The 13,044-nt window shown below is 58.8% G+C and carries 13 protein-coding genes and 1 riboswitch; of the genes, 8 read left to right on the top strand and 5 right to left on the bottom strand.

What is annotated here, in order from left to right; genetic code table 11:
* Positions 1 to 94 precede the first annotated feature (94 nt).
* The 5 genes from C8D99_RS01985 (at position 95) to C8D99_RS01965 (ending at position 4,040) form a co-directional block, all read left to right on the top strand.
* Positions 95 to 664, top strand: coding sequence for a nucleoside deaminase (locus C8D99_RS01985; RefSeq protein ID WP_243833812.1), 570 nt, complete (start codon positions 95 to 97; stop codon positions 662 to 664).
* A 219-nt stretch (positions 665 to 883) separates the two neighbouring features.
* Positions 884 to 1,450: an MBL fold metallo-hydrolase gene (locus tag C8D99_RS01980; protein WP_133955846.1), complete on the top strand. Its 567-nt coding sequence runs from the start codon at positions 884 to 886 to the stop codon at positions 1,448 to 1,450.
* A gap of 188 nt (positions 1,451 to 1,638) precedes the next feature.
* Entirely contained in the window at positions 1,639 to 2,553 is a 915-nt protein-coding gene (locus C8D99_RS01975; RefSeq protein WP_133955844.1) for an acetamidase/formamidase family protein, read from the top strand.
* Between the two features lie 374 nt (positions 2,554 to 2,927).
* The gene (locus C8D99_RS01970; protein ID WP_166669958.1) at positions 2,928 to 3,455 is read left to right on the top strand and encodes a chromate transporter; all 528 of its coding nucleotides are present in this window, start codon (positions 2,928 to 2,930) and stop codon (positions 3,453 to 3,455) included.
* A gap of 60 nt (positions 3,456 to 3,515) precedes the next feature.
* Complete coding sequence (locus C8D99_RS01965) at positions 3,516 to 4,040, top strand: chromate transporter (RefSeq protein WP_133955840.1); 525 nt, start codon at positions 3,516 to 3,518, stop codon at positions 4,038 to 4,040.
* Positions 4,041 to 4,096: 56 nt separating this feature from the next.
* Here the strand turns inward: C8D99_RS01965 and C8D99_RS01960 are convergent, their stop codons facing one another.
* The 3 genes from C8D99_RS01960 to C8D99_RS01950 form a co-directional block, all read right to left on the bottom strand.
* Positions 4,097 to 6,046: a S9 family peptidase gene (locus C8D99_RS01960; RefSeq protein WP_133955838.1), complete on the bottom strand. Its 1,950-nt coding sequence runs from the start codon at positions 6,044 to 6,046 to the stop codon at positions 4,097 to 4,099.
* A 59-nt stretch (positions 6,047 to 6,105) separates the two neighbouring features.
* Positions 6,106 to 6,378, bottom strand: coding sequence for a MoaD/ThiS family protein (locus C8D99_RS01955; RefSeq protein WP_243833811.1), 273 nt, complete (start codon positions 6,376 to 6,378; stop codon positions 6,106 to 6,108).
* An 89-nt stretch (positions 6,379 to 6,467) separates the two neighbouring features.
* Complete coding sequence (locus C8D99_RS01950) at positions 6,468 to 8,267, bottom strand: aldehyde ferredoxin oxidoreductase family protein (RefSeq protein ID WP_133955836.1); 1,800 nt, start codon at positions 8,265 to 8,267, stop codon at positions 6,468 to 6,470.
* Between the two features lie 72 nt (positions 8,268 to 8,339).
* Positions 8,340 to 8,450, bottom strand: a riboswitch (molybdenum cofactor riboswitch).
* A 110-nt stretch (positions 8,451 to 8,560) separates the two neighbouring features.
* On the opposite strand from C8D99_RS01950, the gene C8D99_RS01945 reads away from it, so the two are divergent.
* Positions 8,561 to 9,388, top strand: a complete 828-nt coding sequence (locus tag C8D99_RS01945) for a HesA/MoeB/ThiF family protein (RefSeq protein WP_243833810.1) — start codon at positions 8,561 to 8,563, stop codon at positions 9,386 to 9,388.
* A gap of 10 nt (positions 9,389 to 9,398) precedes the next feature.
* On the opposite strand, the gene C8D99_RS01940 is transcribed toward C8D99_RS01945, so the two are convergent.
* A complete protein-coding gene (locus tag C8D99_RS01940) occupies positions 9,399 to 10,697 on the bottom strand; it encodes a response regulator (RefSeq protein ID WP_133955834.1) in 1,299 nt (432 codons plus the stop codon).
* Positions 10,694 to 11,401, bottom strand: a complete 708-nt coding sequence (locus C8D99_RS01935) for a response regulator (protein WP_133955832.1) — start codon at positions 11,399 to 11,401, stop codon at positions 10,694 to 10,696. The genes C8D99_RS01940 and C8D99_RS01935 overlap by 4 nt, the downstream gene beginning before the upstream one ends.
* Before the next feature lie 315 nt (positions 11,402 to 11,716).
* Between C8D99_RS01935 and C8D99_RS15115 the strand changes: the two genes are divergently transcribed.
* Complete coding sequence (locus C8D99_RS15115; RefSeq protein ID WP_166669957.1) at positions 11,717 to 11,884, top strand: hypothetical protein; 168 nt, start codon at positions 11,717 to 11,719, stop codon at positions 11,882 to 11,884.
* Between the two features lie 145 nt (positions 11,885 to 12,029).
* Positions 12,030 to 12,977 (top strand): peptidylprolyl isomerase, encoded by a 948-nt coding sequence (locus C8D99_RS01930; RefSeq protein WP_166669956.1) that lies wholly within the window; start codon positions 12,030 to 12,032, stop codon positions 12,975 to 12,977.
* The last annotated feature ends 67 nt before the right edge of the window (positions 12,978 to 13,044 follow it).

Raw genomic sequence — 13,044 nt, 5'->3', positions numbered from 1 at the left:
CCCGTTGAGAAAGGATCCGTCCAGGAAAAGATCATCGCCGTGGTGTTCAGCATTCTGCCGGAAAAGAAATAATACGCCGAAAGGGGATGATGGTGTGGAGAAGGAAAAGCTGTTTTACCGCATGCTTGATGTGATCGAAGGGGATATCGTGCCCCTGACCGCCCGCGGAGTGGCTATCGGCTGCAAGGTCTTCGGCGCGGCGGTGCTCCGGAAGGACGACCTCTCCCTGGTGGTGGCGGGGACGAATCACGAAGCCTTTTCGCCCCTCTGGCACGGAGAGGTGTATACCATCAAGCTGTTCTACGAGCTCCAGGGGCACCCGGACCCGTCGGAGTGCATTTTCCTCTCCACCCATGAACCCTGCTCCATGTGCATCTCCGCTCTCGCATGGGCGGGTTTTCGGGAAATCTACTATTTCTTCGGTTATGAGCAGACCCAGGACGTTTTCAACATCCCCCACGACCTGAGAATGCTTCGGGAGGTCTTCGGCTGTGTCTCCCCCACGAAGGAAAACATCTACTACACCAGCCGGTCGCTGCTGGACATCGCCCAGGGGCTCCAGGAACCGGAAAAGGCCGATGCGCGCATAGCGAAGATCCGGGAGATCTATGCCGGACTCTCCGCGGTCTACCAGGCCGGAGAGAAGAAAATGGTGCTGAAGTAGGAGATCCTGTTCGAGCGCCGCCCCTTCGGGGGCGGCTTTTTTTCGGTGATCGTTCCGAAGATGCTGAATGAAAGCGAGAAATGTAAAGTTATAGTAAAGGCTATTTATTTTTTTAGTGATAAGCAGTATAGTCTATAACACAAAGCAAGAAGCAGTGTCACTCATTCCGGGCTTGCAGGCCCCCGCTTTTCCACACCCTTTCCAGAGAGGATGAAACTCGTGAAAAAACTTGTCATTGCAGCAATCGCGGTACTTCTGGCCTTTTCGCTTTCGGCTCCCTCCTTCGCGGAATCCTATGTCCTCAAATCATCGGGGATTTCCTTTTCTCTTCCGGCTTCATGGGAAGCGAAGGATTCGAAAATGGGAACTATGTTCACCCCTCCGGATGGGGATGTGATGCTCATTTTCGGCGAAACCGAGGGAGAGGAAGCCTTCGAGCTGGCCATGGAAATGGTGGGTGACGTGGCTGAAGAGGTGGTGCCTGATCTCGAACTCGACGACGGCACCGAACTTGACCTGAACGGCATACGGGCCATAGAATTCGGCGGTTCGGGGACATCCGACGGAACGGACGTGTTCGTCAGCGTCGTACTTATGGCGGGAAAAGGCGAGAGCATCGCCTTCATGTTCTCCATCGGCGAAGAAAGCGCCATGAACAAGTATGAATCCGCCATGATGGACCTGATCAATTCCTTTGCCATGGAAGAGGACGGCACCGGTTCATCTTCCGGTAAGACCAAGCCCCGTCCGCAGCCCCGGCCTGCACCCCAGCCGGGCGGCAGCTGAGGGAGCTGAGCAAACCCCCGTGCGGGGTTTTTGAGAGAAAACGGCAGCGCAGTCAATGATGCCCCAAGAGCCTCCGGTGAACGGAGGCTCTTTTTTTCTCCCGCGATTGCCCCCTGTTTAAAATATGGTACTCTTGGTTCGGTTAAGTGGAAATTCACGGAGCAAACGGAGAATTGGAGGGAATGTCCATGAATATCGTCACGTCAGATAACAACATCTACGCCTTCAGCGCAGAGATGAAGCCCGTCCTTGAGGTTTCTCCCGGGGAGAGGATCCTCTTCGAGACGAATGATTGTTTTGCCGGGCAGATCGGGTCGGAAAACGACCTGTGCACTGAAATCAACTTCGATTACATCAACCCGGCCACCGGACCTGTGGCCGTCAGGGGGGCGGAAAAAGGAGACCTCCTCGGCGTGTTCATAGAGGATATCCGGGTGGAAGAGCAGGCCGTTTCAGTGGTCATTCCCGGAGAAGGCGCCCTTCCGGGAAAAGTGGAAAAGCCTGTTACCAGAGTGGTCATGATTGACCGGGAAAAAGGCACCTGCACCTTTGCAGGCATTACCCTGCCCCTGAAGCCCATGATCGGTGTCATCGGGGTGGCTCCTGAGGAAGGGATCTTCCCCACCGGTACCCCGGCAGCCCACGGAGGAAACATGGACACCACCGATATCCGCAAGGGAACGACAGTCTGGTTTCCCGTGCGCCGGAGCGGTGCCATGCTTGCCCTCGGCGACTGCCACGCGGTGATGGGGGACGGTGAAATCGGCTGTTCGGGAGCGGAAGTACCCGCCAGGGTCACCGTCGTCCTGGACCTGCTGAAGGGGTTATCCGCTCCGTGGCCCATTGCCGTGACGGAGAAAGAGATCGTCATCATCGCTTCGGAAGAATCCATCGAGCGGGCCGTCACTTCAGCGAGCGAGGCCATGACCGACCTGGTGCGGAAAGCTCTGGGCCTTTCCTTCGAAGATGCCCTCATTCTGTGCTCCCTTTCCATGGACCTGAGGATCAGCCAGGTAGTGGACCCGAAGAAGACCGTCAGGGCGGCCATGCCCCTGTCCGTCCTGCCCTGGGAAAAAGCGAAGGCCGCTCTTGCCGGACGGTGAAGTACCGGGGAATCCCTCTCCCGGGATAACGTTCCCCCTCGTGTCGTCCTGAACCTAAATCCGCAGCTTCTCCTGGCAGAGGGAGTGTCGCCGGGCACAGCGCCCGGGCCGAGAAACCGACAAGGATGTCGGTTTCAGGTGCAGTTGTCAAGGACGACAATCTGCACCGGCGGCCCAAGCGAGCACCGGTGACGCTCCCCGCTGCCTGCGGATTTAGGCTGAAGGCCGGTGCGATTGAAAAAAACCGGAGAATCATCTAAAATCGAAAATGCACCGTACACGGAAGATGGTTCGAGATTCGGCGTTCCTGCGAAGATCCCTTCGCAGGAACGTTTTTGCCGTACATCAGGAAACGGAATGAAGGAGGAGTTGTTTTGGGAAAAGATCTTCTGGCCCTGTTCGTGTCCTTTGCGAAGACCGGGTCCGTAGCCTATGGCGGAGGGCCGTCCATGGTGCCCCTGCTGAAGGCCGAGGTGATCGAGCGCCGGAAATGGATCGGCACGGAGGATTTCATGGATGCACTGGCCATAGGCAATGCCCTCCCCGGGCCCATTATCACCAAGATGGCAGCCGCCATCGGATACCGGAAGGCCGGGTGGCCGGGAGCACTGGTGGCCCTTGCGGGGATCATTCTGCCGAGTGCCCTTGCCCTGCTGGTCCTGATGGGGTTTGTCTCCCTTGTGAAGGACAATCCCCTCGTGACGAGCATGCTGCGGGGGCTCCGTCCCGTGGTGGTGGCCATGCTTGCCTACGCGGCCTGGGACATGGGGCCGAATGCGCTGAAAAACCGGACCACCTGGGTCATCGGCTCCGTTTCCCTGGCCCTGATGATTTTTTCGCCCCTTCACCCCGCCCTGATCATCGTTGCCGGTGCCGTGGCGGGTATTGCGCTGAAACTGTAGGAGGGCGGGCCATGATGGTTATCAGCAGGGAAATGCCTGCCCGGAAGGGGAGAGTGTGAGATGAGCGCGGTTCTGGCGTTGTTCTGGTCTTTTCTGAAAATAGGGTGCGTGGGGTACGGCGGCGGACCGTCCATGGTTCCCCTCATCAAGGAGGAAGTGGTGAACATCCAGCAGTGGATGTCCGTCACCGACTTTGTGGATATTCTCGCCATAGGGAATGCCCTTCCGGGCCCCATAGCGACAAAGATGTCGGTGGTGATAGGGTATGACGTCGGCGGGGCTCCCGGCGCCCTTGCCGCCCTGGCGGGAACGGTGCTCCCGAGCGTCATCGTCCTGATCCTGCTCCTGAGGTTTGTGGCCATGATCAGCGGCAACCCCAGGGTCACGAGCATGCTGAAGGGGCTCCGCCCCGTGGTGGTGGCCCTGCTGGCCTATGCCGCCTACGACATGTCCTTCGGCTCACTGACGGGGGTTCTGACCTGGATCATCGGAGGGGTGACCCTGCTCCTGATGATTTTTACGAAGATCCACCCCGCCCTGTTCGTGGTGGCCGGGGCCGTGGCTGGAGCGCTGCTCGGGCTGTAGGCAGAGCTGCCGCACACATGAAAAAGGGGCAGGCCTTTTCTGGCCTGCCCCTTTCGCTATTCTTCCCCGGCGGTGAGGAACCGGTCGAACCACTCGGTCATTTTCCGCAGGCGGGTGAGCCTGGGCCGCGGACGTCCGCTCCTGCTGAGCTCGTGGTTTTCGCCCCGGAAGACGCAGATTTGCGTCTCCACGCCGTGGAGCTTGAGGGCGGTGAACATCTGGAGTCCCTGGGTGAGCTCGCACCGGTGGTCCTCCTCGGAATGGATGAAGAGAGTGGGGGTCTTCGCCCTGTCGGCGTATTTCAGGGGAGAGTGCTGCCAGAGTTTTTCATGGTCGCTCCAGATGTCGGCCCCCTGCTGGTCGGGAACGAAGTAGTAGCCGATGTCGGAGATGCCCATCTTGGAGATCCAGTTGCTGATGCTCCTCTGGGAGGCGGCGGCCCTGAAGCGGTCCGTGTGGCCGATGATCCAGTTGGTCATGTAGCCGCCGTAGGATCCGCCCGTTACGGCCAGTTTGTCTCCGTCCACGAAGGGTACGTTGTCCACGATCCAGTCGGTGAAGGTCATGAGGTCGTCGTAGTCCACGGTGCCGTATTTTCCCCTGATGTCGTCGAAGCCGTTGCCCTTGCCGTCGCTGCCCCTGGGGTTGCAGAAGAAGACCGCGTAGCCCTTTGAGGTCCAATACTGCATTTCATGGAAGAACACGTCGCCGTAGACAAACTTCGGGCCCCCGTGGATATTGAGGATGGAGGGATACCGTTTCCCTTCCTCGAAGTTCACCGGCTTCATATACCAGCCGTCGAGGGGTTCTTCCGTGCCGTTGTCCACCGTCACATGCTCGGGGACGGACAGAAGGCACTCTTCGGCGACCCAGTCGTTGAAATGGGTGAGCTGCCGCTCTTCCCGGCCGTCTGCTAGATAGAGCTCCTGGAGCTGCAGTCCCTTCATGCCCACCACGGCGGCCCTGCCTCCCCGGATTCTCCAGTCGTCCACGGAGAAAAGCTCCGAGGTGAACTGTTCCACCTTTCCTGATGCGTCCACGGTGTGGAGGTGGGAGCGGAAGTTGTCAGTGGAGACGAACCAGGCCCTGCCGCCTTCAGCGGAGAAGGCAAGGTTCAGGTCGGTGGAGCCGTAGCGGCAGTCGGAGCCGACGGAGTTCCTGAGTCCCCTGTCGAGCCCGGGGGTGATGCAGAGGGTTTTTCCGTCGCCGACCAGGTGGAATTTCACGTTCTCGTTGACTCCGTGGGCGGCGTAGTTGCTTCCTGTGACCAGGATCTGCCCGTCCAGCCAGCCAGCCCACCTGCAGGAGAAGCCCGTTCCGGGGAGGATTTCCCGCACCACTCCGCCGCCGGCCGTTTCAATTTCCACCAGGGCGCTGTACTGCCCCCTGACGTCCGTAAAGACCGGACCCCAGACCAGGGCCTTCTTGCCGTCTTCGGACAGGGTGTAATTCTCAGCGTCCAGAAGATCGGGGGTAAGCTGCTGTTCCGTTCCGTCGGGGGCGTAGCGGTACAGCCGCTTCCTCTTCTGGCCCGTGTAGCCCTTGCCGTTGGAGCAGAAGGGGACCTGGTCAAAGAACATCATGTCCGCGTCGTAGGGGTTGTCGAAGGAAGGTTCGTCCACGCCAAGGGCGATCAGGGAACCGTCGGCCATGGGGGAAAGGGAGGAAAGCGCCCTCGGGAGGGTACGGAGATGCGTGGCTTCGCCGCCGGAGATGTCGATGACGTAGAGGGCCGTTTCCGTCTTTTTCGCGTCGTTCCGGCCGCTGGAGAAAAGGACGGAACGGCCGTCGGGCATCCACGCAAAGGCCTTCTCCCTGCCCGAGGACGTCAGCTGCCGGAGCGAGTCCGAAGGCAGGTCGTACAGCCAGAGGTTGGATGTATAGCTGTTGTTGTCGTAGTCGGCCTGGTGGACAAAAAAGCAGACGGCGCTGCCGTCAGGGGAGAATTCAGGCGCGGAGAGAAAGCGGTACCGCAGGAGATCGGTAAGCTCGACTGGTCTTTTCAAGTGGTTTACTCCTTTTCAGGGAATTGTGGGCGAGGCATCATGCCGGGGGACAGGGCGGACTAGCCTCCCCCGATGATGGGAAAAACAGCCACGGTGTCACCCTCGGAGAGGTGCGTTTCTCCTCCTCCGGTATGGGCGATGTGCCGTCCGTTGACAAGAACGATGAGCCTGTCGGAGATATTGTCTCCATCGAGGGCTTCCTCCCGGAAATCCGGACCGTAGCGGTCCGAGAGCTGAAGAAGGAGTTCCATGACGGTATCGGCGCCTTCTGCCGCGGTTTCTTTTTCCCGGGTGAGATCCCGGATGGTGGCGAAAAACAAAACTTTTATCATGGAAACATCATATCCGAAAACCGGCTCTTTTTCCAGAGCGCAAAAAAGCCCCTCCCCGGGTTCAGGGGAGGGGCTTTCGGCAGCAGGTCTTACTTCAGTCCCAGTTCCTGGAGTTTCGCATCGGTGGGAACGCCCTTTTCATCCCATCCGCGGGCTTTATAGTACTCGGGCAGCATTTCGGGAAGGCGGCTGAGCATTCCCTTGGAAGGACCGTCGGGAATGGGCTCCTTGAGCAGCCTGTCGGGAAGGGTGTCTTCCTTCGCAGGATCGAGGCCTTCGCGGAGGTTGAACATACGCTCGATGTTCCAGATGCGGTCTCCCGCCTGCAGGGCTGCGGCGCCGTCATAGTCGAAGCCCGTGGCTGCCTTGAGGAACGCTGCATAGTCGTCGGCTCCGAGGGCGAAGGAGGTGAAGAGGCACATGCCGGAGGCGTCGATGGCCGCGGTGAGATTCTGGAAAATCATGACCCATGTGGGCTTTGTGCTGATATCCACGGGGTCGAGCTTCTCGGGAAGTCCGAGGACTTCGGGGGAGATGGTGTAGCCTCTCACGTGGCATCCTCCCCGGTTCGACGTGGCGTAGTTCAGGCCGATTCCCTGGATGGCCCGTCCGTCATAGGCGGGCATCTCCTGCTTCTTGACGGTCATGGAGAACTCGGGGTGGCCGTACATTTCGCACAGCCTGTAGGAGCCCTCTGCGAGCTTCTTGCCGAGGCCTTCCACGAGCCCCATCTTTTTCGTCCAGTAGGTGACGGCGTCATCGCTGCCGAAGCGGAGCTCGGGGCCGCCTTCCAGTTCTTCCTTTTTGATCAGTCCCTTTTCGTAGAGCTCCATGGCCGCCGCGATGGTGACACCGGCGCTTATGGTGTCGAGGCCGTATTCGTTGCAGAGATAGTTGGCCTCGATGATGGGCTCGAGACGTTCGACACCGCAGCAGACGCCGAAGGCGAAGATGGTCTCGTATTCAGGGCCTTCGCCCTCGCGGTCGCCGACCTTCGTGACCCGGCCGCAGCCGATGGGGCAGCCGAAGCAGGAGTATCTCTTGGTGAGGAAGTCCTTGGCGAGGGTTTCGCCGGACTGGGTGTCAGCCTCGGGGAAGTAGGCTCCCTGCCAGTTGTTCTTGGGGTAGCCGCCGAGCTGGTTGATGATGTTCACGAGGACCGCGGTTCCGTAGGTGGGGAGGCCCTGGCTGGTGACGGGGTTGGTCTTCAGTTTTTCCATGGCCCCGGCGAGGACGGCCTTCATCTCATCCTGGTTTTCCACGTACGGGCGGGCGCTGCCCTTGACCACGACCGCCTTGAGGTTTTTGGAGCCCATGACGGCGCCGACACCGCTCCGTCCTGCAGCCCGGTTCTTGTCGTTCATTATCGCCGCGATCTTCGAAAGCCTTTCACCGGCGGGGCCGATGCAGGTGACCTTCGCCTTGGAATCGCCCACGGCTTCGAGAAGGGCGTCGGTGGCCGCATGGCTGTCCTTGCCCCAGACGGCGGCGGCGTCGCGGATCTCCACCTTGTCGTCGTTGATCCAGAGATAGACGGGTTTAGCCGCCTTGCCCTCGAGAATGATCATGAACCAGCCCGCCCTGGCGAGCTCGGCTCCCCAGAATCCGCCCGAGTTGCTGCTGGCGATGCATCCAGTGAGGGGACTCTTGGTGATGACCATGTACCGTCCGGCGGAGGGAGCTCCCTTGCCGGTGAGGGGGCCGTTGGCGAAAATGAGCTTGTTCTCGGGGGAGAGGGGATCGGTGCCTTTGGGTACCTCGTCGTAAAGCACCTTCGTGGCATATCCGCGGCCGCCTATGTAGTCCTTCAGGGTTTTTTCACAGAGACTCTCGCTTGCGACGGTTCCGTTGGAGAGATTGACGCGCAGTACTTTGCCGAACTTGTCCATATCTCTTCGCCTCCTTGATTTTGTGCATCCTGTATTTTGAAAGGGGTGAAATGAAAAAAGGAGGACCACCGGCTGAAGCCGGCTGATCCTCCTTTGCAAATGCGGCAGGAATGGAAATCGCTTTCCAGACCCAGTGCCTGCAGAATCTTCTGGAGATTTTGCAGGTCGAAGGCATATTCATTTTCGGGGAATGATTCTGCTCACCCCTGTTACTTTTTATACCAATTTGTGAAGTCTGTCAATTCTTTGGGGTAATCTTTCCTGTATAATTCCGGAAACGGAGGTGAGTGTCGGTGAGCTGGTTTGATACTGTGGTGTATTCCGCTGAGGCGGTGGGCCCCTGGAAAATGGTATCCTTTCTGGAACTCAGGAAGGCTGCTGCCATGGAGGGACTTTCTCCCGCCGAAGCGGAGATTTATTGTCTCGAAAACGGCTACGTTCCGTCGAGATATATCCGGAGCATGGGGACTCTCGGACCCGACGGTCAGCTTCGCCTGCTCTCGTCCTGCGCGGCCGTTATAGGCTGCGGCGGCCTGGGGGGGCTCGTGGGAGACCTGCTGGCCCGGGCGGGGGTGGGGCGCCTCGTATTTGTTGACGGTGATGTTTTCGACGAAACGAACCTGAACCGGCAGCTCCTTGCAACGGAGGAGCTGCTCGGTAAATCAAAGGCAAGGACGGCGGCAGCAAGGGCCATGGAGATCAACGGTGCCGTGGAGGCCGAGGGAAGGCAGTGCCGATTCGACTCCTTCACGGCGGAGGGAATTCTCGAGGGCGTGGATCTGGCGGTGGACTGTCTCGACAGCCTCACATCCCGGAGAGTACTGTTTGCGGAGTGCGCTTCCAGGGGGATTCCTCTCGTTTCGGGAGCCATCGCCGGGTTCTGGGGGCAGGTGGGTGTCGTACTTCCGGGAGACGAGACGCTTACAGGGTACCTCGCCGGCGAGTCGGATACGGGAGTCGAGACGGAAACAGGCAATCCGCCCTTCACCCCCGCCCTTGTGGCAGCCCTGGAATGTGCCCAGGCAGTGAAGCTTCTTACGGGGAAGGGAACGGTTCTCGCGGAACAGCTCCTGTGGATCGACCTCGCCGATGACGAGTTCACCCGCCTGAGGCTCCGCTAGGGGAGGAAACTCAGCGGGGGCCCCATTCCTTTCGTAATTCGGCCAGCAGGCGGTTGACCTCCGATATGAGGGAGTAGAGCAGGGAAGGGAGTCCTTCAAGAGCCCTGCTTTTTGCCGTGTCCTCCATGGCTTTCGCAAGTCCGGCTGCCTTTTCCGCCCCGAAAAATGCGAGGTTGCCCTTTAACCTGTGGGCATGGGATACCAGCAGAAGGCGGTCGCCATGAGCGACCGCCCGCTTCATTTCCGCCATGAGCGGGGGGGTCGTCTTCAGGAAAATTGCAGCGGCTTCCGCCGCCGCTTCCCGGTTTCCTCCGGTTGCGGAGAGCAGCGGGGATTCTTCCTCTCTTTCCCGGGCCGTCAGGAATTCTCTTCCGGGCAGAAGGGATGAGATGGTCCGCGCCATGGCCTCAGGTGAGGAGGATTTTGGCAAAAAACCGTCCATGCCTGCTTCGAGGCATCTCTTCCTGTCCTCTTCTTCCAGGGAGGCGGAAACGGCCAGAACGGGAACCCTCCGGCCCTTTTTCCTTTCCATCCGCCGAAGTGCCCGGGTTGCCTCCATTCCGTCCATTTCGGGCATCTGGATGTCCATGAGAATGATGTCGAACCTGTGCTCTTCAGCGAGGGCAAGGGCCTCTTTCCCGTTGGAGGCCGTCATGACCCTGAAATCCAGGGCTTCCAGGTTTGATTCCATGATCCTGGCGCTCAGGGGGTTGTCCTCGGCCAGAAGGGCGAGGGACGGTGTTCCTCCGTCCTCTTCCGGAGAGGAGTCGATGAAGGTCATGGCAAAGGACGGGCTGTTTTTTGCCTCTCCCGCGGAGAAGAGTATTTCAATACCTTCCGGAAGGTTTCGCCTGGCGACGGCGGAAAGTATGATCTTCCCGTTTCCTGCCCCGGCTGCTTTCCCGATGATTTCATCCAGCATGTGCTCCAGCATGAGCGGGTCTCCTTCCACGAGGGAGGGAACCGACGGGTCGATTTCCACCCTGGCGGCAGAAGGCGCTCCTTTCGCTGCAGCCGATCCTGCAGCTGCGAAGCAGACCGAGGTTATGGAGAAGAGTGCCGCTTTCTCCGGTGCTTTTTTCTCGTCCGGAAGGAAGGAAGGACCGCCGAGAAGGGAAAGGGCCTCTTCAGCCAGGCGCCTGATTGAAGCGGAGCGATCGGCGGCGCTGTGGGGCGGCATGGTTTTTGTTTCTGCATCTCCGGTGAGAAGAAGAATTTCCTCCAGGCACCGTCGGATTTCGCGGCGCTCCCGCCCGGAGGCGCCCGGTATTCCCGCTGATGCCGGTGCTGAAGGGCGGCGTCCTGTCATTTCTTGCCCGGGGTAGTGTAGCGTTTCAGAGGACGGCCGCTGGTGCGGTATTCGAAACTGATCTCCGCCAGCCCTTTTTCTGCGAGGTATTCGAGGTATCGCCGTGCCGTGGAACGGGAGATGGAGAGCCTGTCGCCCAGTTCCAGGGCGGTGGGGCTGCCGGATTCGCCCAGGGTTCCCGCGACCAGGGCGAGGGTCTCCTTCTGGAACCCCTTGGGAAGGACTTCTTCTTCCCCGGCAGGGCCGGAAGACCGATGCCCGATCTCGAAGAAGGCGTCAACTTCTTCCTGGGTCGTTTCATCCCTGACGGCACGGAGCCGCATCCTGTGTTCCATGTAGTTTTCCAGGGATGCCCTGAATCTCTGGAGGGAGTACGGCTTGATCATATAATCGAAGGCTCCGAGAGTCCGTGCCCTGGAGACAAGATCGGCTTTTTTTCCTGCGGAGACGAGGATTACGTCGGATGTATTTCCCCTGGACCTGAGTCTTTTGAGGGCTTCGAGGCCGGAGAGGCGGGGCATGAAGATGTCCATGACGATAAGGTCGGCGGTGTTTCTTTTGAAGAATTCGAGAAGCTCGAATCCGTCGCTGACGGTTCCCGCGACTGCGAAACCTGACAGCTGGCGGACGGCCTGTACGTGGAGGCTGCAGACCATGGGATCATCCTCTGCGATGAGCACCCGCACGGGAAGTTGTAAATCCATACGTATCCTCCCCTTTCGGGGTTATTATAGGCCCTGGTCACGAAACCGTAAACAATATGAACAAAATGACCTGAATGCCCAATAGTCTTGGCTTTTCTTATGTCAGGACCGAAAATACAACTACAAAATACGATCACTTCGTTCGGTTGATGAACTTCCCCACGCACGGGTCCCGCAAGGCGAACGGTCCGCCCCAGACCTTCGTTTCTGCGGGGCCTCCTTTTTTCTACCCCTCCTTTTTCCTCCTTTTTCCGGTATTGACAATCCTTCGGGCCGGAGGCAATATGAAGGCCAAACGAAGGAGGACGATAGAGAATGTTTTTTGCCCGTTCAGTAGCTCCCCTGATTTTGTACGGCTGCTCTGCCGTTCTGGTTCTGCTGGGGTTCAGAAGAATCCGCCTGGGAAGTACTCTCAAGGGTGTCATTGATATCGTGGGCGCAGGGGCCATTGCCATCATGGGGTGGTCTTTGGGAAATCCCTGATTCCGTTTTTCTTTTCCCTTGCCCCCGAAAGTCCCGTGAGTGGCGGGAGGTTCAGCATTTCTGCCGTTTTTTTCCCCTCCGTTTGTGGTACACTTTTCCAGTTTTGACGCTGTTTACTATGCGCACCATCCAGGGAGGAATTTCTATGAAAGTGTTTCGTACTCTGAGTTCCGCACTGCTCGTCCTGCTTCTTCTCGTCTTTGCCGCCGGCGCCGAAACGGCGAAGACCGGCGATCCTGCTCCCGAAGTCAAGGCCGCCCCTTCCGAGGCGAAGGCTCCCGCAGATCCCCTGACCGTTATGGCCCGGGTGGGGGAGACGGAAATCCGGCTGAAGGACGTGAGGGAAATCCTGGGCAGGCTTGATCCCCAGAGGGCCGCCATGTACGACAACGAGATGGGGCACCGGGCCATTCTCGAGGAAATGGTCAACATGGAGCTTTTTCTTCTTCTCGGCAGGGAGCTCGAAGTGGAGAAAGACCCCGGTTTTGTCGAGATGCTGGAAAGCGTGAAAAAGGATATCATCCGCAGGTTTGCCATCGACAGGGTGATGAAGGACGTGAAGGTCACTCCTGAAGAGATCGCCGAGTTTTATGAAAAGAACACGGAGAATTTTACCGTTCCTGAAAGCGTGAGGGCCTCCCATATTCTCGTGAGCGGAGACCAGGAAATGGAGAAGGTCAGGGAAGACCTGAAAGCGGGCATGTCCTTCGAGGATGCGGCAAAGAAGCATTCCGTCTGCCCGTCGAAGGAGCAGGGCGGAGATCTGGGCTATTTCTCCAAAGGACAGATGGTCAAGGAGTTCGAGGATGCCGCTTTCGCCATGAAGGTGGGCGACGTTTCCGCCGAGCCCGTGAAAACCCAGTTCGGCCTTCACCTGATCAAGCTCGTCGAGAAGAAGGACGCCTCGGTCCGCCCCCTGGAAGAGGTAAAGGCCGAACTCGTAGAAGCCCTTGAAAACGACAAGAAGGGAAAGATCTACCAGGACGAGCTTGCCAGGCTGAGAGAAAAGTACAAGGTTGAGATCGTCGGGGAAAAGAAAGAAGAAACAAAGGAAGAAGTGAAGGAAGAAAAGGCCCGGGAGGCAGGCAAGTAGGTTTTCGGGGCTGAGGAAAGAACTCTGCGGGGAAGGTCCTGAACGGGCCTTCCCCTTTTTTCTTGGG

The organism is Aminivibrio pyruvatiphilus (genome assembly GCF_004366815.1).
Classification (GTDB): domain Bacteria; phylum Synergistota; class Synergistia; order Synergistales; family Aminobacteriaceae; genus Aminivibrio; species Aminivibrio pyruvatiphilus.
This window is presented reverse-complemented; position numbering and strand designations above follow the sequence as displayed.